Origin of the sequence: Nocardia sp. NBC_00511 (assembly GCF_045161165.1) — a bacterium.
Taxonomy (GTDB): Bacteria; Actinomycetota; Actinomycetes; order Mycobacteriales; family Mycobacteriaceae; genus Nocardia.
On record NZ_CP107849.1, the window covers coordinates 4,437,957 to 4,462,003 of the forward strand.

Below are 24,047 nucleotides of genomic sequence, written 5' to 3' on the forward strand. Positions count from 1 at the left end.
ATCCACCCTACGTGGCCGTGTCGTAGACCCACCGGACACAATGGCTGTCGTGGGCGAGCTGCATGTGACCTTCATCTGCACCGGCAATATCTGCCGGTCGCCGATGGCCGAGAAGATCTTCGCCGCGAATGTCGAGCGGGCCGGGCTGGCCGATCGCGTCCGGGTGACCAGTGCTGGAACCGGTCGCTGGCATGTGGGCGACGAGGCCGACTACCGGACGAATCGGGAGTTGGTCGAGCACGGATATCCGACGGGGCATGCGGCCGCGGTGATCGGACCCGACCACCGGGACGCCGATCTGCTGGTGGCCCTCGATACCGGGCACGAGCGGGATCTCGCTCGCATGGGCGTGCCGTCGGAGCGGCGGCGGCTGCTGCGCAGTTTCGATCCGCAGGCGGACGGACAGTCGGTGCCGGATCCCTATTACGGCGATCAATCGGATTTCGTGCTGGTGCGCGAGCAGATCGAGGCGGCCATGCCCGGGCTGCTCGATTGGGTGCGCGAACAGCTCGGGGACAGCGCGGAGGGTCACGGCGCATGAGTTCGAAACTGTCGGTGCTGCGGCGCTTCACGTTCCTGCTGCGGCCCAGCTGGGTGATCCTCGCGGTGGTGGTGGCCGGGTTCGCGTACCTGTGTTTCACCGTGCTCGCGCCCTGGCAGCTGGGCAAGAACACCTCGACGTCGGCACGTAATCAGCGCATCGCCGATTCGGTGCATTCCGCACCGGTCGACATCACCAGCATGCTCGGCGGCAACGGCAAGGACACCGAGTGGCGGCGGGTCACGGCTTCCGGTGAGTACCTGCCGAATTCGACGGTGCTGGTGCGGTTGCGGCATCTCGACGGTCAGCCCGCCTACACCGTGCTCGCCGGGTTCCGGCTCGGCGACGGCCGCACCCTGCTGGTCGATCGCGGGCAGATCGCGGCCGCGAACGGCGGCGTCCACCCGCCCGTCGTCGCCGCCCCGCCCACCGGCACCCAGCAGTTGGCGGCCCGCGTCCGCGCCTCCGAGGGCATCGTCGAGAACCGTCCGCCGGTCACCGAAGACGGCTACCGCCAGGTGTATTCGACCGACACCGAACAGGAATCGGCCGTCATGGCGACCCCCCTGACCGGCATCCCCACCGCAGGCCGCGGCGGCTACCTGCAACTGGACGAGGGCCAGCCCGGCGCCTTCACCCCCGACCCGCTCCCCCAACTCGACGCGGGCCCGTACCTCTCCTACGGCCTGCAATGGCTGGCCTTCGGCGTGATGGCCCCACTCGGCCTCGGCTATTTCGTCTGGGCCGAGATCCGCGCCCGCCGCCGCGAGAAAGCCGAAGCGGCCCAAACGGTCCCGACCCCCAAGCCCGAACCGGTCCCGGCCACAACCACATCCGCCACCCCCGACCCGGAACCCCCTGCCGCCCCGGCACGCCCGACCAACGAGGCCCGCCTGGCCGACCGCTACGGCGGCAGCCGCCGCTGACCCCCTTTCATGATCAAGGAGCTCTCACCGTGAATTTTTGTCCGGTTCACGACGGTGGGAGCTCCTTGATCATGGTCGTGGGTCCGGTGGGCTGGGCCGGGAGCCGCGCGGGGCGGATGCAGGAGGCTCGGTAGTCTCGCCGGGTGCGTACCGGGGTTGTTGCTGCGAGTGGGTTGCTGCTGGGGTTTGCGCTGGATCGGGTGCTGGGGGATCCGCGGCGTGGACATCCGGTGGCCGGGTTCGGCACGGCGGCAATGCGACTCGAACAGGTCGGCTACCGGGACCAGCGGGCAGCGGGAGTCGTGCACGAGATCGTGCTGGTGGGTGGGGTGACCGCGCTCGCGCAGGCCGGGGTTCGCGCGGCCGGGGCGAGGTCGGTCGGCGGGGTGCTGGTGACGGCGCTGGCGACCTGGACGGCGCTCGGCGGAACCACGCTGGCGAAGACCGGGCGGGAGATGGCGAACCTGCTGGAGTCGGGGGATCTCGAGGGCGCGCGGGCATTGCTGCCATCACTGTGCGGGCGGGATCCGGAGTTGCTCGACGCGGACGGGCTGGCGCGGGCGGCCCTGGAATCCATTGCCGAGAACACCTCGGATGCGACTGTCGCGCCCCTGTTCTGGGGCGCGGTCGCGGGTGCGCCCGGGGTGCTCGCCTATCGCGCGGTGAACACCCTCGACGCGATGGTCGGCTACCGCAACGAGCGATACCACCGATTCGGCTGGGCCGCCGCCCGCACCGATGACCTGGCGAATCTGATCCCCGCCCGGGTCAGTGGACTGCTGACCACCGCGCTCGCCCCGGTGATCGGCGGCCGACCGGCGGCGGCGTGGCGGGCCTGGCGGCGTGACGCGGCGAAGCATCCGAGCCCCAATGCCGGTGTGGCGGAAGCCTCGATGGCGGGCGCGCTGGGCGTCACCCTCGGCGGCCGCACCGAATACCGCCACGGTGTCGAGATGCGGCCGACCCTCGGCGACGGCCCCACGCCCCGCGTCCCGGATCTGCGCCGAGCCGTCCGGCTCTCCGAAGCCGTTCAACTCGCCGCCGCCGTCGCGGCCGCCGCATTCGCCCTGTCCCGCACCGCGAACTCGGGCGGACACGCACGGTGACAGCTCCTCGGCCCCGAACCAGGCCGACACCATGTCCAATTTGCCCGGATCAATCGCCGTAGTGTCACACTCCTAGGCTCTGTCTCGTCGACTCTGTAGTCGGCTTGCCCACGGGGCGACCAGGAGTGGAGGTTGGGTGCGATGAGTGGTGACGCAGGGCGGCAGGGGCCGGACACGGCGGAGTTGGCGCGCGAATTCGAGGAACATCGCGGGTATCTGCGGCGGGTGGCCTACAGCACGCTCGGTAGCCTCAGCGACGCCGACGACGTGGTGCAGGAAGCGTGGCTGCGGTTGCAGCGGTACTACGAGACCAGCCCCGAGGGGGCGGAGATCGAGAATCTGCGCGCCTGGCTGACCACCGTCACCGGGCGGCTCGCCCTCGACCATCTGGGTTCGGCCCGGGTCCGCCGCGAAGAGTATGTGGGCGAATGGCTTCCGGAACCCCAGATCACCAACTGGGACGATCCGGCCGATCGCGTCACCCAGGACGAGCGCGTCACCACCGCCCTGCTGGTGGTCCTGGAATCCCTGTCCCCCGCCGAACGCACCGCCTTCGTCCTTCAAGACGTGTTCGGCATGACCGGCCCGGAGGTGGCCGAGGTGGTGGGCCGCACCCCGGCGGCGGTGCGCCAGTTGGCTTCTCGGGCCCGCAAGCACGTCGAGGACGGCACCCCGCGCTTCCCGGCCAGTCCGGGCGAACACGAGAAGGTGGTCTCGGCCTTCGTGGTGGCCTGGCGTTCCGGGGATCTCAGCGCCCTGCTCGGCATGCTGGACGCCGACGCCACCTTCACTTCCGACGGCGGCGGCAAGGTGCAGGCGTTCCTGCATCCGCTGCACGGCGCGGACACCATCGCCAAGACGCTGCTCGGATTCCTGCGGCACGCCACGAAATTCGGCGGCGGCTGGGCGCGACTGGTCATGGTCACCGGCCGCCCGGGCCTGGTGGTGTTCGACGGGACCCACGTCGGCGTGTTCTCGTTCACCATCGACGACGGCCGCATCACCCATATCGATGTGGTCCGCAACCCGGACAAGCTGCACGACCTGCCCGTGGATGCCACACCGGACTGGCTGCTCGGCGTTACCGAGCCCGACGCGGACTGATCAGCGAACAGCCCGGGCCCGCAACCGGATTCACCGGTCGCGGGCCCGAGGTCGTTGTGGCCGAGCCGGATTCCGGCTCGACGATCGTTCAGGAGGCGACGCGAGCGGCCGGCCGCATCCCGTGTGCCGCGGCCACCTCGGCCGAGTAGAGCCGCCCGGCATCCGCGGTGAGCCCCTGTGCCAGACCGGGATCCGCCGCGCAGGCGGCGGGCCAGCCCGCCCGGGCGATCGCCCGCGCGTACGGCAGCGTCACATTCGTGAGCGCCACCGTCGAGGTGTGCGGCACCGCGCCCGGCATGTTCGCCACACAGTAGAACAGCGAATTCGCCACGGGGAACGTCGGATTCGAGTGCGTGGTGGGTCGTGAGCTCTGGAAGCACCCGCCCTGGTCGATGGCGATGTCGACCAGCACCGACCCCGGCCGCATGCCCGCCACCAGCGCGTCGGTCACCAGCTTCGGGGCGCGCGCACCCGGCACCAGCACCGAGCCGATCACCAGATCCGCCGCCAGCACCGCGTTCTCGACCTCGGCCGCATTGGATCCGATGGTGATGACGCGTCCGCCGAACCGCTCGTCGAGATCCCGCAGCCGCGCGATATTGGTGTCCAGCACCGTGACTCGCGCCCCCATGCCCACCGCGACCGCCGCCGCGTTGCTGCCCGCCACTCCGCCGCCGAGCACCGCCACGTCGGCGGGCCGCACCCCGGGCACCCCGCCCAGCAGCAGTCCCTCCCCGCCCTGCGGGGACATCAGGTGGTACGCGCCCACCTGGCTGCCGAGCTTGCCCGCGACCTCGCTCATGGGCGCGAGCAGCGGCAGCGATCCGTCGGCGGCGCGCACCGTCTCGTACGCGATGGCGGTGACTCCCGAACCCAGGATGGCGTCGGTGCAGTCGCGTGAGGCCGCCAGGTGCAGGAAAGTGAACAGCACCTGCCCCGCCCGCATCCGCGAATACTCCTCGGCGATGGGCTCTTTCACCTTCAACACCAGTTCGGCCGAACCCCAGACCTCGTCGGCGGTACCCGCGATGCGCGCCCCGGCCGCCACGTAGTCCGCGTCGGAGAACCCCGACCCGACCCCCGCGTCCTTCTCGACCGTGACGTCGTGACCGTCGCGGGTCAGCTCCCCCGCGCCCGCCGGGGTCAGCGCGACCCGGTACTCCTGCTCCTTGACCTCCCGCGGCACACCGATTCTCATACCGCCCATCGTGGACCGTGAGCCGCCCGGCCGCCGGGAGCGCCACGACCCGAATTCGATTCGAGCAATCCCACAGTGAACGATCCGGCGACCCACACCACCGAGCGAGGCGGGTGACGCTCGCTGGAGCATCACCCGCCTATCGAAGAGCCGATCGTCGCGTCGATCCAGCCACTCGGCCCGGACCCCGGACCGCATGGGCCACTGGACTTCCGAACCGGCCCGGCCGACCGGCTACCCGGCGGCAACGGTCAGCGTCTCACCCGGTACGGGCACGACCAGCCGGTCCGCGCGGCCCGCGATGGTGAAGTTGTGGGTCAGGTAGTCCAGGTGCTCGGAGAAGTGCGCCCACCCCTCGCCGTGCACCGGCACGATCACCGCGTCACCGAGTGCGATCGACGCGTCGACCGCGGTGCGGCCGTTGAGGGTCACGTCGGCGTCCCCGAACCGCCCGACGTTGGCCGCGCCCACGTTCAGGATGGCCAGGTCGATGCGCCCGAAGTGGTCGACGATGCGCTGCACCCGATCGACGGCGGCATTGTCGCCGGAGACGTACACGGTGGGCAGCCCCTCGGCCTGCAGCACGAACCCGGTCACGATGCCCGAGAACTCCTCGGCGCCCTCGGGTCCGTGCAGGGCGGGCACGCCGGTGACGGTCACCTCGCCGATCCGGGTCGACTCCCAGTTCGCCAGTCCCCGAACGCCTTCGATGCGCTCGGCCGCACCCGGTGTCGAGAGCACGTGCTCGACGGTGGACAGGAACGCGCGCCCCGAGGTGTCGAGGTTGTCGGCGTGCTGATCGTGCGACAGCAGCACCACGTCGACCGGTCCGACCTCGGCGGCCGAGACGGCGGGTCCGGTCAGCTTGTAGAGGGTGATGGGGCCGGGGTAGTCGCCGGGCTCGTCGAACGTGGGATCGGTCAGCCAGGTCAGGTTGCCGTAGGCGAAGCGGAGGGTGGGTCCGCCGATGTGCAGGATCTCGACGGTGGTGGTCTGCGCGACAGCTGCGGTGTCGATCGTGTTCGTCATGCGAATGAGTCTGCTACACCGCGTATTCCGTGCCCAGTGGCCCGAAGGCCGTCCAGCGCTAAGATCGGGCCATGCCCGATATCGTCTCGAAGTCCCGATCCGGCACGCTCGGTCCGGCACCGGCGGCGCGCACGCCGCGCAGGCACACGGTGGCCGTGCTGGCCTTCCCGGGCATCAGCCCCTTTCACCTGTCGGTCCCGAGCCTGGTGTTCGGTCGGATCGGGGCGGGTGGCGCCGAGGCCTCGCCGTACCGGGTGGTGATCTGCGCCGAGCGGCCCGGAACCCTGTCCACGCCAGCGGGATTCGATATCGTCGTGCCCGCCGGCCTGGAGGCCCTCGACGGCGCGGACACGGTCGTCGTTCCCAGCTGGGAGCGGGATATGCCGCTGCCCGAACCGGTTCGGGCAGCGCTGCGCCGGGCGCACGCCGATGGTGCGCGGATCGTGGGCCTGTGCCTGGGCGCGTGGGCGATCGCGGCGAGTGGCCTGGCCGACGGCCGCGAGGTCACCACGCACTGGTCGGCGGCCGCCGAGCTGGCCCGCGCGCATCCGGCGGTGCGGGTGCGCGCCGACACCCTGTGGTCCGACGACGGCGATGTCATCACCTCGGCGGGTGTGGCCGCCGCGCTCGACTGCTGCCTGCATCTGGTGCGCAAGGATCACGGCAGCCGCGCCGCCACCGAGCTGGCCCGCCGCCTGGTGCTGGCCCCGCACCGCAGCGGCTCGCAGGCCCAGTACATCCCCGTCGCGGTCCCCGAGGCCCTCGACAACGACCCTCTGGAGCAGGCGATGGTCTGGGCCAGAACACATCTCGACGACCCCCTCGATCTCGACACCTGGGCGCGCACCGCCCTCATGTCGCGGCGTACCTTCACCCGCCGCTTCCGCGACCGCACCGGCTCCAGCCCACAGCAGTGGCTGCTGCACCAGCGGGTGGACCACGCCCGCCTGCTGCTGGAATCCACCGACGACACCATGGACCGCATCGCCGCCGACACCGGCCTGGGCACCGCCGTCAACCTGCGCCACCACTTCCATCGCCTGCTGGGCACCTCCCCCGCCGCCCACCGGATGCTGTTCCGCCACCCGGCCGCCTGACCTCCCCGGTTCGAGGAGCTCGCACCGCGCCGAATCGGACAGAATCTCGCCGTGCGAGCTCCTTGATCTTGACGGCGGAGTGGGTGGGGCTAGGTTCTGGGTATGAGGATTCAGCTGGGTGAGTTTGCGCCGGAGGTCGACGAGAGCGCGTGGATCGCGCCCAATGCGACGGTGATCGGGCGCGTACGGTTGGAAGCCGAAGTGAGCGTGTGGTATTCGGCGGTGCTGCGCGGCGATATGGACGCGATCACGGTCGGGGAGCGCAGCAATATCCAGGACGGCTGTGTGCTGCATGCCGATCCGGGGTTCCCGTGCACGGTCGGCGCCGGGGTTTCGGTGGGGCACAACGCGATTCTGCACGGCTGCACGGTCGGCGACGATGTGCTGGTGGGGATGGGGGCCACCGTGTTGAACGGGGCGGTGATCGGGGCGGGCAGTCTGATCGCCGCGAACGCGCTGATTCCGGAGGGGGCGCAGATTCCGCCGGGTTCGCTGGTGGCGGGTGTGCCGGGCAAGGTGCGGCGTGAGCTGGGCGAGGCCGAGCTGGATCGGATTCGCCTCAATGCCGCTGTGTACCTGCACAACATGGCGCTGCACCGACAGGGTCAAGAGGCGTGACTGTACAGGGTGTGTGAGAAGTCCCACACTGAACAAGCGACCATAAAGGTCGCTGTTAGCATCGTCCGAAGCGTTCCCGGCGGCCCGGGCTTGCCGCCGCTCGCCGGGTGCGCGCTCGGGGCTAGCAGGAGGTTTCAACGGTGCCGTACGAGCACGACGGTATGCACCGACGGCGGATCAGCGTGGCCGACATCGCCGCGCAGCCGGGGGGCATCGAGGCGCTACAGCGCCGCGTTCACGAACTACGTTCCAATGGCATCGATTTCGCGGCCAACGCGATAGAGCACGAAATGGCCGCACTCAACGTCCACTGACCAGACGCGCCGTCGGTGGCACGGAACCGCCGGTGCGATAATGCGCTCCACCGCTGTGCGCATGCGGGGATCCCGCCTGCGCAGTGGCCGCTCGCCGCAATGTCGCGGTCGCCCACTCGATCGACTGGAGACTCGATGCCGTCCGTGCCCACCATTCTGCAACGCATCCTGGAAAAGCCCAGGGCCGAAGGCGAACAGCTCTTGGAGAGCGCGCTTTCCGCGTTCCTGGACTTCGGGATCAAGCGAACCAGCATGGGCGAGATCGCGCGGCGAGCCGGTATCAGCCCGGCCACCCTGTATCGGCGCTTCGAATCCAAGAACGAGCTCGTCGAGGCGGTCGGTGTGCGCGAGGCGCAGCTGTTCGTCGCCGCGATCGACGAGCGGGTGCAGGCCGCCACCCGCAACGGCGATCCGGGCGCGGACGTACTGGTCGAGGTCTTCGTCGCCTTCATCACCCAGCTGGCCAACAACAAACTGCTGCAACGACTCCTGCGCACCGAACCCGACGTGATCCTGCCCCGGCTCACCACCGAAGCCGGGCCGGTGCTCGCGGTCGGTCGCGGCTATCTCGCCGAAAAGCTGCGCGCCCTACAGGAATCCGTCGATATCCCCGACTTCGACGCCGACCTGGTGGCGGAGGTGCTGGCCCGCCTGGGTCAGTCGCTGGTGCTCACCCCCGACGGCCTGATCCCGCTCACCGACGAGACGGCGGCCCGCGCCTTCGCCCGCCGCACCGTACTTCCCATGATCGGCGTGCAGCCGGTCCGCGACCCCCACTGAAAAACCGTTTCGGGCAAGCGACCGGGTTCGGGCAGACTGACCGGCATGCACTACCGCGACACCCTGCGCACCGTCGGTGACACCGCGCGCACCGCATTGCGCCCGGTGCGCGCCCGCGCCGCCGCCTGGTTCCCCCCGCGCCGAATCGTCAAGATGCTGGCCGGGGCGGTGGTGGCGGCCCTGCTGGTAGGGGTCGGTTCGATCCTGTGGGTTCGCTTCAGCACCAGCGAGTTCGCCTACACCGCCGACACCGTGCCCGCCGCCGATGTCGCCATCGTCTTCGGCGCGGAGGTCAAGGCGGGCGGTAAGCCATCGCCCTATCTGGCGGCCCGCCTCGACCTCGGCCGCAAGCTGCTGGAGTCCGGCAAGGTGAAGGCCATCCTGGTCACCGGTGACAACGGCCGCGCCAGCTACGACGAGCCCACCGCCATGCGCGATTACCTGGTGGCGCAAGGGGTTCCGGCGGCCAAGATCGCGCTGGACTACGCGGGCTTCAGCACCTACGAATCCTGTGTCCGCGCCCACGATATCTTCGGGGTCCGATCGGCCATCGCCGTCACCCAGGATTTCAGCGTGCCGCGCACCATCGCGCTGTGCCGCGGGGTCGGTATCGACGCCACCGCGGTCGGCGACGCGAACCAGCCGCACAGCGCCATCTACCGCAAGATCTGGCTGCGTGATCAGCTGGCCGACACCAAGGCCGTGTATTCGCTACTGCTGCGCCCGGATCCGACGTTCCTCGGCAAGCAGGAGACCTCGGTGCGCGACGCCATGGCCGCCGATCCGAAGCAGTAGCCGGGAACGGGAAAGCCCCCGCCCTGTCGGGGGCGGGGGCTTTCGAACGACCCGATGTCGGGTCGGGTCGTTCGATCTCAGAAATCCTGGATCAGACGTTTCCTGCGAACGCCGCGGCGGCAGCAGTGCCACCGGCGATCAGAGCACTACCGGTCAGGAGGCCGAAGAGACCGAGGATCAAACCCATGATGAAACCCTTTCGAAGAACGAACTGTTGAAGCCGCTTTGAAAAGTACTGCCGCACAAGCCCCGCGGCGAGCCCGGAAGACCTACTCTGTGCCGACTCCATGGCGATACCCAGCACTTTCACAGTCGGCGCTTCGATCGGGATGTGGTAGGCCGAAACCACTGTGCCGGAGCGGAATTGCGGAACACCATCGAATTCCCGCAATTCCGGGATGAATACGAAAAGGTTCCGGAGACGCATAAGAACAAGCGGGGCCGGTGCGAATTCGCACCGGCCCCGCTGTCGTTTCCGACTTCACCCGAAAGGGCGAAGATCAATTCCCTACGCGGGAACCTCGCTGCGGTCGCCGCTCCACAGCGTGTGGTACTTGCCCTCGGCGTCGATGCGCTCGTAGGTGTGCGCGCCGAAGAAGTCGCGCTGCCCCTGGGTGAGGGCGGCCGGGAGCCGCTCGGCGCGCAGGGCGTCGTAGTAGGACAGCGAGGAAGCGAAGGCGGGCACCGGAATTCCGAGCTGGGTGGCGACCACGACCACGCGCCGCCAGCTGTCGATGGCCTTCTCGATGGCCTCGCGGAAGTAGGGGGCCAGGATCAGGCTCGGCAGCGCCGGGTCGGCGTCGTAGGCATCCTTGATGCGGTTGAGGAACCGCGCCCGGATGATGCAGCCGCCGCGCCAGATGGTGGCCAGGTCGCCGGGGTGCAGATCCCAGTTGTACTCCACGCTGCCCGCGGCGATCTGGTCGAAGCCCTGCGCGTAGGCGACGATCTTGGAGGCGTACAGCGCCTGTCGGATGGCCTCGGTGAATTCCGCGACGTCCGTGGGCTTTTCGCCGAGCACGCCGGCGGCCAGGCCCTTGGCGGCGGCCCGCTGGGTGCGCGAGCCGGACAGCGCGCGGGCGAACACGGCCTCGGCGATACCGGTGACGGGGATGCCGAGATCGAGCGCGGACTTGACCGTCCAGCGGCCGGTGCCCTTCTGCTCGGCGGCGTCCACGATCACATCGACGAGGGGCTTGCCGGTCTTGGCGTCGACCTGGTTGAGCACCTCGGCGGTGATCTCCACCAGGTAGCTCTCCAGCTCGCCGGAGTTCCAGTCGGTGAACACGTCCGCGATCTGCTTGGCGTCGAAGCCGAGCGCGTCGCGGAACAGGTTGTAGGCCTCGCCGATGAGCTGCATGTCGGCGTACTCGATGCCGTTGTGCACCATCTTGACGAAGTGGCCGGAGCCGTCGGGGCCGATGTGGGTGCAGCACGGGGTGCCGTCCACCTGTGCCGCAATGGATTCCAGCATCGGGCCCAGGGACTCGTAGGACTCCTTGGGTCCGCCGGGCATGATGGCGGGGCCGTTGAGCGCGCCCTCTTCGCCGCCGGAGATGCCCGCGCCGACGAAGTTCAGTCCCCGCGCGGCCATCGCGGCCTCGCGGCGGATGGTGTCGGTGTAGAGGGCGTTGCCGCCGTCGATGATGATGTCGCCGGGCTCCATGGCCGCGGCGAGCTCCTCGATCACGGCGTCGGTCGGATCGCCCGCCTTCACCATGATCAGCACGCGGCGCGGCTTCTCCAGCGCGGCGACGAATTCCTCGACGGTCTCGGTGCGGATGAAGTCACCGTCGCCGCTGTGCTCGGCGAGCAGCGCATCGGTCTTGGCGATGCTGCGATTGTGCAGGGCGACGGTGTATCCGTGCCGTGCGAAGTTGCGGGCGATGTTGCTGCCCATGACAGCCAGGCCGGTAACGCCGATCTGGGCGCGCGCTTCAGAGGTCGCCATGAATACAGCCTCTCTCCGTTCGACAGGTGTAGGGGCCGCACGAAAATCAACCTCCGGCGGCGGCATCCCGGACGCTCCACGACGCCATACCCTTTTCTACCCCACGGCCTCCGCGCCGCTGTGGGCAGCGCCGGACAAATCGAAACCCACCTCGGCCCCGCCCCCGGCCCGCCCGGCCGCGAACACGCTGCCGGAGTGCGCGGTGACGATGTCGTGCACGATGGCCAGGCCCAGCCCGGAGCCGGGTGTGGAGCGGGTGCGGTCGGCGCGGTAGAAGCGGTCGAACACGGCCCGCTGGTCGGCGGCGTCGATGCCGGGCCCGCGATCGAGCACGGTCAGGCGCGCGCCGCGCAGGTGAATGTCGATGCCGGTGTCGGGCGGACTGAATTTGGCGGCATTGTCGAGCAGGTTGTCGATGCAGCGGGCCAGCGCCTGCGGCCGCCCGGTCACGGTGGCCGGGTCCGCGAGTTCGACGGTGACGCTGCGTCCGCTGCGGCGGCGGGCGCGCTGGGCGGATTCCTCGACCAGGACGGCGAGGTCGACGGCGACCGCGGGTTCATCGGTGTGCCGGTCGGTGGCCAGATCCACGAGTTCGCCGACGAGGGCATCGAGGGCCTTGGCCTCCTGGACCAGGGTGGTCAGCACCTGGGTCTCATCGGCCGGATCGAGTCGGCCACGCGCCCGCTGCAACAGTTCCGCGCTGCCGCGCACCGAGGTGAGCGGGGTGCGCAGATCGTGCCCGGCGTCCTGCACCAGCCGCTGCTGCTGGGCGCGCGAGAGCCGCAGCGCCGCCAGCATGGCGTTGAAATCCCTTGTCAGATCGCCGATCTCGTCGCGTCCGGCGTCCGGCAGCACGGTCGAGAGGTCGTGGGTGGTGGTGATCCGCTGGGTCGCGTGCGCGAGCCGCCGCATGGGCCGCAGGATCCGCCCGACGGCCAGCCAGCTGATCAACGCCGTCACGATCACCGCCACACCTGTGATCGACACTGTGCGCCAGAGGAATTCGCGATCGACCCGCTCGACCTCGGCGTAATTCTGCCCCACCATCACCGCTCCCCCGCCGGGCCGCGCCTTGGTCAGCACCCCGTAGGACCGGTCCCCGATCGTCACCTCGGTCTCGCTGCGGGTCTGCGTGCCACGGGCGACCGCGAGGTCGGAATCGTTGACCGGCAACGGTTCCCGTCCCGCGGTGAGCGGACGCACCGTCCCGTCCGGTGCCAGCAGCTGCTCGGTCATATCGGCCCGCTGCGGCAGCGTCGCCCCAGCCTCGAGCAACGCCACCACCGTGTCGGCCCGATCCGCCAGCCCCCGGTCCACCTCGTCCGCGATCAGCGGCGACACACTGCGGTAAGCCGTCACCACCGCCACCGCGATGGCCAGCACCGCCGCGAGCACCGCCACCAGCGTCAGCCGTGCCCGCATCAGACCGCTCCCCGCCCGGGTTCCCGGATGCTCACGACCCCGCCCGCACGGTGTAGCCGACATTGCGCACGGTGTGGATCAGCCGGGGCAGCCCGCCCTCCTCGGTCTTGCGGCGGAGATAGCCGATGTAGACGTCGAGGGAGCGGGATTCGGTGTCGAAGTCGAAGCCCCAGATGTGTTCGTAGATGCGGCTTCTGGTGAGGACCACGCGCTCATTGCGAAGTAGCAGTTCCAGGACGTCGAATTCCATCCGGGTGAGTTCCAGCAGCCGGTCGCCGCGGCGGACCTCGCGGGCGGCGGGATCGAGGGTGAGGTCGGCGATGGTCAGCAGCGCGGGTTCCTCGGGCGCGCTGCGGCGCAGCAGGGCCCGCAGTCGCGCGAGGAGTTCCTCGGTGTCGAAGGGTTTCACCAGGTAGTCGTCCGCGCCGGCGTCGAGGCCCGCGACCCGGTCACCGACCTGATGCCGAGCGGTGAGCACCAGGACGGGCAGCCGGTCGCCGCGGCGGCGCAGCGCCCGGCACAGCGAGAGGCCGTCCAGCCGGGGCATCACCACGTCCACCACCGCCAGATCGGGGCGTTCGCCCGCCAGCAGGTCCAGGGCCTCCTGGCCGTCACCGGCCAGCAGCACCCGGTAGCCCTCGAAGCGCAGCAGCTGATCGAGCGTGCTGCGCACATTGGGGTCGTCTTCCACCACGAGAACGGTCGCTGCCGGGGTCACCGGGTCAGTCTGCTCGGTAATAGCTGACATCACGAATCCTGCCCTGTCACTTGGTGACCGGGGCCACAGCGATCGGCGGGATGTGCGCCGTGCAGGTGGTGTCGCCCGCGGCCCCGGTGCGCACGAAGGTGTTCACGATTCCGACCACACAGCCGCTGGGCTCGAGGTCCGGGACGTGCCCGGTGTTGGGCACCGACAGGAAGGTGGAGTGCGCGAACTTCGCGGCGACCCGCTTGCCGTTGGCGTCGGGGGTGATGGCGTCCAGGTCACCGGAGAGCACCAGCACCGGCACCTCCGGTAGCGGGGTGGTCACCTGATCGGGGCGCTGATGGCCGGGGATGCCGGTCCACTGCACGCAGGCGTCGCCGCCGTCGCGCTGGGCGGCGGTGAAGCCCTCCGCGCTGAACGCGCCGAACTGCCCGGCCGCCTGGGCGATTCGATCCCGGTACTGCTGTTCACGCTGTGCCGGAGCGGCATCCGGCGACCACAGCGGCGGATAGTCGTTGCAGGCGACGGTGACGTACAGGCTGATGTTCTCGTAGCCGGGTTCATCGGTGGTCAGCCGCGTGAACTCGATGAGTCCGGCATCGTCACCGCGCACGGCGGAATGCAGTGCGGCGGGCAGCATTCCGAGCGGGGTCATGGCGGTGGGGTCCGCGCCCACATTGCTCGTGGCGGCCTCGAACACCAGGCCGGCCAGCTTGGCCTCGGTCAGCAGCACCGGAGCCTTGGCCTGCACCGGCAACGGCTGATCCCGCAGTCGTGCGGCCACGGTGCGCAGGTCGTCGACCGCGGTGGTGCCGTCGCAGGCTTTGCTGCGCTCGCAGATGTGTTGCAGGGCAAGCGATACCGCTTCGGCATTGGGCCGCTGCAAGGGGTCGTGGTCGTGCGGGTAAGCGCCCGTCAGCACCATCGACTGGACATGGTCGGGATGCCGCTGGGCGTAGATGGGCATCAGGTAGGTGCCGTAGGAGATGCCGTACGGCACCACCTTGTCGATGCCGAGTTTCGCCCGCACGGCGTCGAAGTCGTCGACGGTGGCCGCGGAGGTGTAGCCGGCGGCCTTGTCCCCCAGCTGCTGTGCGCACCGGCCGATGGCGTCACGCTGCTGTTCACGCGTGCCCAGCTGGTAGGCATCCTCTGTCACACCGCAATTCAGCGGACTGGAGACGCCGGTGCCGCGCGGATCGATCAACAGCACGTTGTAGTCGGGCAGCATTTCGGCCGAGACCTTGGCGGCGTCGGCGGCGTGCCCGATCATCGGCACGCCCGGCCCACCGGGGTTGGGCAGGATCGTTCCGGCCGCGGGCTGCCCACTGCCGTTCTTGATCAGGGCGTATCCGACGTCCACGGTGCCCAGCGCGGGCTTGCCTTCCACCAGAGGCCGTTGCACCACACCGCATTCCACCTGATGCCCCTCGACGGTCGGGCACCACGAGTAGCCGGTGGACCGCGGCGGCGTATCCGAACCGCAGCCCGTCACCACGCCGCCGACCACCGCCACCGCCGCCAGCGCGCCGACTGCCGACCACATTCCACTGCGCATCCGACTCTCCCTCACCTGCTCACCCGGTGTGTCCGGGCTGTTGTGGAAGATCCTGTGGCAGCGGTGTGAGGCCGAACGCAAACCGATGACAAAGGCGTGTAAGAATCCGCGATCGCTTCGAATCATGTTCCGGTCCAACGGAAAACGCCCGGCCAGCCGAAAACCGCTGGGCGAGCGCGCATGATCGCCGATACAGTGCCCGTCATGACACGTTTGAATCAGATTGTCGCCGTCGAGAAAGGGATCAAGTCCCGTACCTTCTCCGACCTCACCGAGGCCCATCACAAGCTGGGCAAGAATCCGCTGCTGAGCGGGATTTCGCGCACCTACCGTCCCAAGGACGAGGAGGGTGAGCAGCTGCCGCCCGAGTCGACGCGCGTGCAGGTGAAGTCCGATGAGGTGCTCGCGGCCACGGCCGACATCCTGACCAAACTGTTCGACGTCGTCGCCACCAAGGATTGGGCGAACTGCGCGGCCACCGCCGACGTGGTGGTCGACGGCCGCACCCTGATCGAGGGCGCGCCCGTCACCTACCTGCTGTTCCTGGAGAAACAGCTGGTGGATCTGCACACCTTCGTGCGCAAGCTGCCGGTGCTCGACGCCTCGGAGTCCTGGGAGTACGACTCCTCGGCGGACTGCTACGCCACCGAGCCGGTGCAGACGGTGCGCACCAAGAAGATTCCGCGCAACCACGTGAAAGCCGAAGCGACGGAGAAGCATCCGGCGCAGGTCGAGGTGTATCACGAGGATGTGGTGGTCGGTTACTGGCGCACCATCAAGTTCTCCGGCGCGCTGCCCGCCAAGCGGGTCAACGAGCTCACCGACCGGGTCGAGAAACTTCAGCAGGCGGTGAAGTTCGCGCGCGAGGAGGCCAACAACGCCGAGATCACCCAGCGCAAGCTGGGCGAGAACGTCTTCGGCTATCTGTTCGGCTGAGTGCGCGGATTATTCGCTTGGCCCGCGCGACCGGCACCGGCTAATGTCGGTGTCGCGCAAGGAGCGCAAGCTGAAACCGAAGTTCTGTGTGACGGGTTCAGCGGTCCAGTGGAGGTTCGAATCCTTCCCCCACCACTCCCTGGTGGGGTAGCCCAACGGTAGAGGCGCCGCCACCCACTCAAACTCACATTATCGCTCCAGCTTCAGCATTCGCCGCCGTGTGCCGAATCGAGAGAACGGATTGTCAGCGTGGAGGTTGCGGGTTCAACTCCCGCCGGCTCAGCCACCAATGGGCCGTAGCTCAATCGTAGAGCGCCGCGTTAACTTCAAACTGATTCCGTCCTTAAACGTGTCGGCACAACGCAATTCGGCGGCACCTCGAGGCCCCGGGGCAGGCTAGTCCCCGGGGCTTCCCTTATTCCCGCACTCGTCCAGGTCCCCGACGGCTGTTCGGCGACGTGCCAGCGATCCACCCAAACCTGGTCATACGCCTAGGACAAGCACGCGATACGATTCTGGCGATTTTCCGGCAATCCGGAACCAAACCATCCAGTTCCTTTGGTATCTTCGGCAAGGCGCGCCGCCTCACACCGGGGCAGTACCTCGCCGTCTGCTCGATGGCATCGCGGGGTCGGCGCGCATCAGTGTGTAGAACCCTGTTTGTAGAGAAGCCGTCCGAGCGTTCCGAACAAGGGGTGTGGACCTTGTCCTTTCGAACAGTGCGATCCGTCAGAGCAGCCTCAGGTGTGATCGCCGCCGTGGCCACCGCCGCCGCGATCCTGACCGCCACCGGGCTACCGGCCGCCACCGCGGCGCCGAGCGACTGCCCGAGCCTGAATGTGGTGGCCGTCCCCGGCACCTGGGAGACCTCCCGCGACGACCCCCAGCAGGGCATGCTGGCACAGGTCACCCGCGGCCTACCGGGCAAGGTGCGCACCGACTACGTCAGCTACGCCGCCACCGCGCTCCCCTGGGAGGGAGAGGTGTACGGGCGTTCCAAACGCGAGGCCGTCAACACGGCCCGAGACATGATCTCCAAGATGGCATCCCGTTGCGGCGCAACACATTACGCCCTCCTCGGCTACAGCCAGGGTGCGGACGCGGCCGGTGATCTGGCCGCCGAGATCGGCACCGGGCTCGGTGTCGTCTCGCCCGACAAGGTGGTCGCGGTCGGGCTGCTGTCGGACCCGCGTCGCTCCGCCACCGACGCCCTGGTGGGTCCTGCGGTGCCCGGTGCGGGCGCGGGCGGCGCCCGGGTGGGCGGCTTCGGCTGGCTGAGCCCGAAGGTCCGCACCTTCTGCGCCGCAGGCGATCTGTACTGCTCGGTCCCCAACGACGATCTCGCCGGACGGTTCGCGGGCTTCGCCACCCAGCTCTCGGCCCCGGATCCGCTGCAGATCCCGAACTACGCCTTCACCCTGCAGTCGATCCTGGCCGAGGCCCTGGGACCGGGTAGCACCGCCATCCTGTCCGCCCCCTCCGACGATCCCGCCGGTGAGCAGTGGGTGCGGCAGGTCCAGCAGTTCCTCACCTCCGGTGTCCACCAGTCCTACCCCCGCTACGTGGTCGATCACAACGGTGCGACCGCCACCGCGTGGCTGCACAACTGGCTGGCCGACGCCGCCGACGAAAACCCCTGACAGTCAGTTGTTTTCGGTGCGGGCGACACTGCGGTGTCGCCCGCACCGTCGTTTCACCCGCCGCTGTCGAGTCGCGCTCGTGACGGCAGCATCAGCGCCGACAGCAACGCGGCGACCCCGATCGCGAGTGCCCACCAGTAGGTGTGGGTGAACGAGTGCGCCAGGGCCTCGCTCACCCCGTCGGCGCGTGGCGCGCGGCTGAACGCGTCGACGCCGGGAACCCGATGTTCGATATCGCGTTGCACCAGTACCAGCAGCGCCGCGACACCGAACGAGCTGCCCGCGCGAATGCCGACATTGGTAGCGGTGGTGGCCGAGGGGATCTCGGAGTGCCGCAGGGTGCGGTAGCCCACGCCCATCGCGGCGGGCATGACCATGCCGTGCCCGAGCCCGATCACGAACAGCAGCACCACGATCAGCAGATCGCCGCTGCCCGGCTCGACCCGGGTGAGGCCGACGATTCCGAGCAGCGCCACCGGCAACCCCGTGAGGATGAACAGTCGCGGCGAGTAGGTGTCGCTGAGCCTGCCGGTGATCACCGTCGTCACGATCGCGCCCACACCGAGCGACGCGACCAGGGCCCCGGAACGCAGCGGTGTGTCCCCGTGGACGGTCTGAAAGCTCAACGGCAGCAATGCCGTCAGCCCCGAGAGCGCACCGATGTAGAGGAACATCATCACGTTGACCGCGGCGAAGTTCCGATTCCGCAGCAGCCGCACGTCCACCAGCGCCGCGCCACCCCGACGCAGGGCGTGCACGACATAGCAGCCGACCAGCACCACGCCCGCCGACAGCGCTCCGAGAACACGGATATCGGTCGGACTGGTGCCGCCCCCGGCCTCCGACGCGCCGTAGACCAGCGCGCCCAAACCCGGTGACAGCAACAGCGATCCGACGATGTCCAGCTTGGCGCCGCGGTCGCGAGCCGGATCGCCCGGCAGCAGCCGGACGGCGGCGATCACCGCGATGGCGCACAGCGGCACGTTGATGAAGAACATCCACCGCCACGACAGGTGCGCGAGGATCAGCCCGCCCACCGTCGGGCCGAGCACCGGGGCGAGCATGGCGGGCACCGCGACCGCGCTCATCACGCGACCCATCCGGGCGGGTCCGGCCGCCCGCGCCAGCATGGTCTGCCCGATCGGCAGGATCATCCCCGCGCCGAAACCCTGCACCAGCCGGAACACGATGAGCGAGCCGATGTTCCAGGCCAGACCGCACAGCACCGATCCGGTGATGAACAGCAGCAGCGAGACCAGCCACATGGTCTTCGGCCCGAACCGCACCACTGCCCAGCCCGACAGCGGAATGCTGGCCGACAGCGCCAGGGTGTATCCGGTCAGCACCCACTGCACCGCGGTGAGCGAGGTGTGGAACTCGGACCCGAGCGTGTTCACGGCGACGCTGGTGATCGTGGTGTCGAGGATGGTCATGATCGCGCCGAGCACCACCACGATCACCAGATTGCGCAGGGCGGGGTCGAATCCGGCCGGGGCCTTCGTCGTCTGCGTCATTTGCCCTGTCCCCCACGCTCACCCGGCGACTGCCAGCCACGCCGCGGACGCGCGTAGCGGGGTTCGAGGACATAGCGGTACAGGGCGCGGATCGGGCCGGGCAGGAAGCCGAGCATCTTGTCCCGCGCGCCGGACTCCGCGGCGTCGAGCGCCCACGGCAGATATTCGGTGACCGCGCGCAACCCGTTGCGCCGCCGCATCTCCTCGCCGAACGCCGCCCACCCCGGGCCGCCTACGGTGCGGTCGATGAGCGGCAGGGCCTGCTGCTCCTCATGGGTGAAGTGGGTGTCCAGCGCGGCGGCCAATTCGTCCACGGCGGAGCGCAATCGGGGGTCGCCGCCGCGCGCGAGCCCGGATTCCACTTCGGCCAGCAGCTTTTCGAGGCCGTCGTGTTCGTCCTCCATCTCGGCGAGGATCGTCAGGTCGGCCGGGTCGTCGGTGGCGGTGCGGACCAGGGGCCACAGCGCGACGTCCTCGGTGGTGTGGTGCCGGTCGAGTTGACGCCGGAAGGTCTCCCAGCCGATCCGCACCGCCGGGGTGGCGAGGCGGCCCTCGTCGATGGCGGTGCCGAGGCGGATCAGGTCGCGCATACAGGCGTCGTGAGCGAGATACATGCCGAAGAAGTCGATGGTCGTGGTGGGTCTGTGGTTGTTCACGGTCATGCCGTTCTCGTGGAGAGGTGTCGAGCGGGTGCCATTTGATTTAGTCGTACTGTCTGTATGAATGAATCAGTTCGGCAGGGTACTGTCAAGGCCATGAGCCCCCGCCAATACAACCTGGGAAAGCGTTCCGCCCAGATCGAACAGAGTCGCAGGCAGGTACTCGACGCTGCCCGGGCGATCCTGGGTGAGGCCGAGGGCTACACCGGATTCACCCTGGACGCGGTCGCCAAGCGCGCGGACGTGGCCCGCGCCACCGTCTACTACCAGTTCGGGTCGAAAACCGGCCTGCTGGAAGCGGTCTGCGACGATCTCGCCGCGGTCGGCGGCCTGTCGGAACTGGTCAAAGCGTTCACCGATCCCGAACCGCTGGGCGCGCTCAGCGAATTCATCGCCTGCTTCGCCCGCTTCTGGGCCGCCGACCGGGCCGCCATGCGGCGACTGCGCGCGCTGGCCGCACTCGACGTCGACGTCCACGCGGTGATCAGTGCCCGCGACGAGCGTCGCCGCGAAGGCCTGGCGGTGCTGTCGGCCCCCTTCTCCGACGGTAACCCGGCGCCGGCGGATCTCGATGGGCAGCTGCGGATCCTGCTGGCGCTCACCAGCTTCGAAACCTTCGACACCATGGCCGGACCGGACGGCGACCTGCTCGAGGTCGTCCCGGTGATCGCCGGGATGGCTGCCACCGTGCTGGGAGCGCACCGGGAGCCGACCGCGCCGCGCGGATAATTCCCAGGCTCGAACTCTGTCCCGGCATTAGGGTCGATCGACAGCTACCGAGACGAGAGATCCCATGACGCATTCCGCGGCACCCGCCGAGGTGACCACCGACGACCGGTACGACGAGTTCCTGCACGGGGTCCGGGAACGGTTCCTGGCCACGGCCGAGCCGGGCGTCGCACTGTTCCGGGTCGACACCGAGGGGCTGTTCGAGGCGTATCTCGCGGCGCTGACACCGGATCTCGCCGTGCTCGACGACTGCGGCACCTGCCGGACGTTCGTGCGCCGCTACGGCGGGCTGGTGGCGATCGATGCGAACGGCCGGACGAAATCCGCGCTGTGGCAGGCGGATCGGGTGCCGCCCGCCTACACGCGGGCGGTGGCCGCGCTCGCCGCGGCGGTCGAGGGCCGCGCCGTCGTGTCGGTCTTCCGTTCCGGCGACAGCAGCTGGGGCCGCGCCGAGAAGGGCGGCTGGCCGCATCTCGCGCTCACCCCGCCCGACCACCAGGTGCACACGCCGTCCGCGATCACCACCACCGCGCAGTACGTCGCGGCCCGCAACGCCGACCGGGAAACCCTCGCGCGCGCCGTCACCGAATTTCCGCACGACATCGTGAAAAAGGCGGTGGCACTGCTGCGTACCGAGCAGCTCTACCGCTCGGACGCGATCCTGGGCGCGGGCACCTGGCTGCTGGAGTTGCACGGCGCGCTCGACAAGGTGCGCGGTCGCGGCGACGCCGCCGGGCGGCAGCGCGACAACCTGCTGTGGTCGGCCGCCGCGACGGCGCCCGCCGGTTTCTGCCACGTCAAGAGCGGCATGATCGGCACCCTGCTCGGCGACCTCGCCGACGGCCTGCCGTTCGACAGCGTCAAGCGCCGCTTCGCCGAGAAAATGAATCCGTTGCAGTACCGCCGCCCTACGGCCGCACCGACCGAGGCGATGATCGCGCGGGCGGAGAAGGTCATCGGCGAGCTGAAGGCAGCCGGAGCCCTCGAACGACGTTTCGCGAAACTGGCCGACGTGCAGCCGATCTGGTCGGCGACGGCGGAACCCGCGCGATCCACGGGCGTGTTCGGGCACCTCGTGCCCGCCGGAAAGCGCGACGGCGCAGCGGATCTCGATGCCGAGCCCACGGTGATCACCTGGGAGAAATTCGCCCGCACCGTGCTGCCGAGCGCCGAATCCATCGAATACGAAGTGCCGCAGGCGAACACCAGCTACGGCGCGATGGTCACCGCCGCCAACCCCGACGCCCCGCCGATCATCCAGTGGGACCGGCCCGATCGTCGCAACCCGGTCACCTGGTACGTCTACGTCAACGGCTCCCCCGCCACCCAGTGGGGCCTGCGCCCCGGCGAGTTCCGCCGCGTCACCGCCGTCGTCGGACACCCCGTGACCTGGCATGCCCCCGACGACCGCACCGCCCGCGAACAGGCCGTCCTGTTCGCGCTCGCCGGCGCGACCGACACCACCTACACCAGCGGCGCGGGCTTCTTCCCGGAATTCCTCACCAGTGAACTCCACGAAATCCGAAAGACCTTGGAGGCACACATCACCCAGGCCGTCGTCGCGGGCAAGGACGAGGCCGAGGTGTGCGGCCTGCTGATGTCCAAGGGCGGCAAGCTGTCGCACACCTTCCGCGTCACCTCCGGCGGCGTACGCGTCCGCTACACCCTCGACCGCTGGGACTGACCTGCCGAAATGATCGTGGCGGCAACGCCATCCGGTCGGAGGCTCACGGCCCGGCCGTGTCGCCCGCGGTTCCAGCAGGATTGCAAGGCCTGACCGCGAAAAATGTTCGGCCGCCGCGAATTCCGCGACGGCCGAACATTGGCGTCCAAGAGCTATCCGGCGTGCGCGGGCGCGTCCACACCCAGCTGCGGGTACGTCGGGTACTCGATGCCGGAGATGTACTGCACCGTCCGCACCACCTGGCACGAGTAGCCGAATTCGTTGTCGTACCAGAGGTAGAGGATCGCGGTGTCGCCATCGACGATGGCGGCGTTGGCATCCACGATCGAGGCCGCGCGCGAACCGATGAAGTCACTGGAGACCGCGTCGTTGGCGGCGGTGAAATCCAGGTTGCGGCTCAACGGACCCGACAGCGACACCTGCCGCAGGTACTCCAGCACCTCGTCCCGGCTGACCTCGCGGCGCAGCTGCAGATTGAGGATGGCGACCGAAACATCCGGTGTGGGAACGCGAATCGAGTTGCCGGTGATCTTGGCCTTGAAGTCCGGCATCGCCTTCGCGACCGCCGAGGCCGCGCCGGTCTCGGTCATCACCAGGTTGAACGGCGCGGAACGGCCGCGACGGTCGGCCTTGTGATAGTTGTCGAGCAGGTTCTGGTCGTTGGTGAACGAGTGCACCGTCTCGACATGTCCACGCACGATGCCGAATTCGTCGTCCATCGCCTTGAGCGGCGGCACGATCGCATTGGTGGTGCAGGACGCGCAGGAGTAGATCTGCTGCGACAGGTCCAGATCACGATGGTTGACGCCGTGCACGATGTTCGGCACATCGCCCTTGCCGGGCGCGGTCAGCACGACCTTCGCGATCCCCGGGCGCAGATGCTGCTCCAGGCCCGCCCGGTCACGCCACCGACCGGTGTTGTCGATGAGGATCGCGTCGTTGATCCCGTAGTCGGTGTAGTCGATGGACTGCGGATCGTCGCTGTAGATGAATCGGATCACGTTGCCGTTGGCGATGATCGAATCGTTCTCGGCGTCGATCTTGATGGTGCCGTTGAACTGTCCGTGCACCGAATCTCGGCGCAGCAGCGAGGCCCGCTTGGCCAGATCCTCGTCACCGCCCTTGCGCACCACCACGGCCCGCAGGTTGAGCCCGTTGCCGGAGCCGACCTTCTCGATGAGCAGCCGGGTGACCAGACGCCCGATCCGCCCGAACCCGTAGAGCACCACATCGCGCGGTCCCTGCGGCTCGGCCTTGTTGCCGTCGATGACCTCGGCGAGCACCGCCGCGGTGAACTCCGCGATCGACCGTCCGCGCGCGTCGGCGCGGTAGGCCATCACCAGCCGCCCGAGGTCGATCTTGCTCGGACCCAGATCCAGCGTGGTGAGCGCCTCCAGGAACGGCAGCGTCTCCTCGATCGAGAGCTCCTCGCCCTCGATCTGCCGCGCGAAGCGGTGGGTGCGCAGAATGCTGATCACCGACTTGTTCACCAGCGACCGGCTGTGCAGGAGGATGGTCACCCCCTTCTCGCGATACAGCCGCCCAATAATCGGAATCATCGCCTCCGCGGAAGCTTCGTGAGCGTTCCAGCGGTCAAGATGGTCGGTAGTCAACACAGGTCCTCGGGGTTCCCTCGATGCTTCAGTGCACCGATGCTAACCAGCGGTCCCGTTTTCACATCGGCCCGCTACCCCACTGTGAGACCCGCGCCTCACCCGCGCGCCACCCGGGATCAATCGT

General features: G+C 69.0%; 23 protein-coding genes. 13 read left to right on the forward strand and 10 right to left on the reverse strand.

Annotation, left to right across the window (positions count from 1 at the left end; genetic code table 11):
* Positions 1-40: 40 nt before the first annotated feature.
* The 4 genes from OG300_RS20925 to sigJ all read left to right on the forward strand — a co-directional run bounded on the left by OG300_RS20925 (position 41) and on the right by sigJ (position 3,677).
* A complete protein-coding gene (locus tag OG300_RS20925; protein ID WP_405484042.1) occupies positions 41-541 on the forward strand; it encodes a low molecular weight protein-tyrosine-phosphatase in 501 nt (166 codons plus the stop codon).
* Between the two features lie 17 nt (positions 542-558).
* On the forward strand, positions 559-1,467 hold the full coding sequence (locus tag OG300_RS20930; RefSeq protein WP_405498619.1) for an SURF1 family protein: 909 nt from the start codon (positions 559-561) through the stop codon (positions 1,465-1,467).
* A gap of 143 nt (positions 1,468-1,610) precedes the next feature.
* The gene (locus OG300_RS20935; protein WP_405484044.1) at positions 1,611-2,573 is read left to right on the forward strand and encodes a cobalamin biosynthesis protein; all 963 of its coding nucleotides are present in this window, start codon (positions 1,611-1,613) and stop codon (positions 2,571-2,573) included.
* A 141-nt stretch (positions 2,574-2,714) separates the two neighbouring features.
* A complete protein-coding gene (sigJ, locus tag OG300_RS20940) occupies positions 2,715-3,677 on the forward strand; it encodes an RNA polymerase sigma factor SigJ (protein WP_405484046.1) in 963 nt (320 codons plus the stop codon).
* Between the two features lie 88 nt (positions 3,678-3,765).
* Here sigJ and ald read toward each other — a convergent pair whose 3' ends face one another.
* Positions 3,766-4,875, reverse strand: coding sequence for an alanine dehydrogenase (ald, locus tag OG300_RS20945; protein ID WP_405484048.1), 1,110 nt, complete (start codon positions 4,873-4,875; stop codon positions 3,766-3,768).
* A gap of 234 nt (positions 4,876-5,109) precedes the next feature.
* Positions 5,110-5,904, reverse strand: a complete 795-nt coding sequence (locus OG300_RS20950; RefSeq protein ID WP_405484050.1) for an MBL fold metallo-hydrolase — start codon at positions 5,902-5,904, stop codon at positions 5,110-5,112.
* A 71-nt stretch (positions 5,905-5,975) separates the two neighbouring features.
* On the opposite strand from OG300_RS20950, the gene OG300_RS20955 reads away from it, so the two are divergent.
* From OG300_RS20955 to OG300_RS20975, 5 genes are all read left to right on the forward strand, one after another.
* Complete coding sequence (locus OG300_RS20955) at positions 5,976-7,001, forward strand: GlxA family transcriptional regulator (protein WP_405484052.1); 1,026 nt, start codon at positions 5,976-5,978, stop codon at positions 6,999-7,001.
* A 102-nt stretch (positions 7,002-7,103) separates the two neighbouring features.
* A complete protein-coding gene (locus tag OG300_RS20960; RefSeq protein WP_405484054.1) occupies positions 7,104-7,619 on the forward strand; it encodes a gamma carbonic anhydrase family protein in 516 nt (171 codons plus the stop codon).
* Between the two features lie 140 nt (positions 7,620-7,759).
* Positions 7,760-7,933, forward strand: coding sequence for a hypothetical protein (locus OG300_RS20965; protein ID WP_405484056.1), 174 nt, complete (start codon positions 7,760-7,762; stop codon positions 7,931-7,933).
* Positions 7,934-8,068: 135 nt separating this feature from the next.
* Complete coding sequence (locus tag OG300_RS20970) at positions 8,069-8,713, forward strand: TetR/AcrR family transcriptional regulator (protein ID WP_405484058.1); 645 nt, start codon at positions 8,069-8,071, stop codon at positions 8,711-8,713.
* A 45-nt stretch (positions 8,714-8,758) separates the two neighbouring features.
* On the forward strand, positions 8,759-9,508 hold the full coding sequence (locus tag OG300_RS20975; RefSeq protein WP_405484060.1) for a vancomycin high temperature exclusion protein: 750 nt from the start codon (positions 8,759-8,761) through the stop codon (positions 9,506-9,508).
* A gap of 91 nt (positions 9,509-9,599) precedes the next feature.
* Here OG300_RS20975 and OG300_RS20980 read toward each other — a convergent pair whose 3' ends face one another.
* From OG300_RS20980 to OG300_RS21000, 5 genes are all read right to left on the reverse strand, one after another.
* The gene (locus OG300_RS20980; protein WP_405484062.1) at positions 9,600-9,935 is read right to left on the reverse strand and encodes a hypothetical protein; all 336 of its coding nucleotides are present in this window, start codon (positions 9,933-9,935) and stop codon (positions 9,600-9,602) included.
* Positions 9,936-10,016: 81 nt separating this feature from the next.
* A complete protein-coding gene (gene gndA / locus OG300_RS20985; RefSeq protein WP_405484064.1) occupies positions 10,017-11,459 on the reverse strand; it encodes an NADP-dependent phosphogluconate dehydrogenase in 1,443 nt (480 codons plus the stop codon).
* A 96-nt stretch (positions 11,460-11,555) separates the two neighbouring features.
* Entirely contained in the window at positions 11,556-12,881 is a 1,326-nt protein-coding gene (locus tag OG300_RS20990) for an ATP-binding protein (RefSeq protein WP_405484066.1), read from the reverse strand.
* Between the two features lie 31 nt (positions 12,882-12,912).
* Entirely contained in the window at positions 12,913-13,629 is a 717-nt protein-coding gene (locus OG300_RS20995; RefSeq protein WP_405484068.1) for a response regulator transcription factor, read from the reverse strand.
* Positions 13,630-13,645: 16 nt separating this feature from the next.
* On the reverse strand, positions 13,646-15,145 hold the full coding sequence (locus OG300_RS21000; RefSeq protein WP_405484070.1) for an alpha/beta fold hydrolase: 1,500 nt from the start codon (positions 15,143-15,145) through the stop codon (positions 13,646-13,648).
* Between the two features lie 204 nt (positions 15,146-15,349).
* On the opposite strand from OG300_RS21000, the gene OG300_RS21005 reads away from it, so the two are divergent.
* The gene (locus OG300_RS21005; protein WP_405484074.1) at positions 15,350-16,081 is read left to right on the forward strand and encodes a hypothetical protein; all 732 of its coding nucleotides are present in this window, start codon (positions 15,350-15,352) and stop codon (positions 16,079-16,081) included.
* A gap of 746 nt (positions 16,082-16,827) precedes the next feature.
* Complete coding sequence (locus OG300_RS21010) at positions 16,828-17,721, forward strand: cutinase family protein (RefSeq protein ID WP_405484076.1); 894 nt, start codon at positions 16,828-16,830, stop codon at positions 17,719-17,721.
* Positions 17,722-17,774: 53 nt separating this feature from the next.
* On the opposite strand, the gene OG300_RS21015 is transcribed toward OG300_RS21010, so the two are convergent.
* Together OG300_RS21015 and OG300_RS21020 are read right to left on the reverse strand one after the other, a co-directional pair.
* Positions 17,775-19,235 (reverse strand): MDR family MFS transporter, encoded by a 1,461-nt coding sequence (locus OG300_RS21015; protein ID WP_405484078.1) that lies wholly within the window; start codon positions 19,233-19,235, stop codon positions 17,775-17,777.
* The gene (locus OG300_RS21020; RefSeq protein ID WP_405484080.1) at positions 19,232-19,897 is read right to left on the reverse strand and encodes a hemerythrin domain-containing protein; all 666 of its coding nucleotides are present in this window, start codon (positions 19,895-19,897) and stop codon (positions 19,232-19,234) included. The genes OG300_RS21015 and OG300_RS21020 overlap by 4 nt, the downstream gene beginning before the upstream one ends.
* A gap of 93 nt (positions 19,898-19,990) precedes the next feature.
* Between OG300_RS21020 and OG300_RS21025 the strand changes: the two genes are divergently transcribed.
* Together OG300_RS21025 and OG300_RS21030 are read left to right on the forward strand one after the other, a co-directional pair.
* Positions 19,991-20,623, forward strand: a complete 633-nt coding sequence (locus tag OG300_RS21025) for a TetR/AcrR family transcriptional regulator (RefSeq protein ID WP_405484082.1) — start codon at positions 19,991-19,993, stop codon at positions 20,621-20,623.
* Positions 20,624-20,687: 64 nt separating this feature from the next.
* Positions 20,688-22,307, forward strand: coding sequence for a hypothetical protein (locus OG300_RS21030; protein ID WP_405484084.1), 1,620 nt, complete (start codon positions 20,688-20,690; stop codon positions 22,305-22,307).
* A gap of 152 nt (positions 22,308-22,459) precedes the next feature.
* Here the strand turns inward: OG300_RS21030 and OG300_RS21035 are convergent, their stop codons facing one another.
* Positions 22,460-23,920, reverse strand: coding sequence for a glyceraldehyde-3-phosphate dehydrogenase (locus OG300_RS21035; RefSeq protein ID WP_405484086.1), 1,461 nt, complete (start codon positions 23,918-23,920; stop codon positions 22,460-22,462).
* Positions 23,921-24,047: the final 127 nt, after the last annotated feature.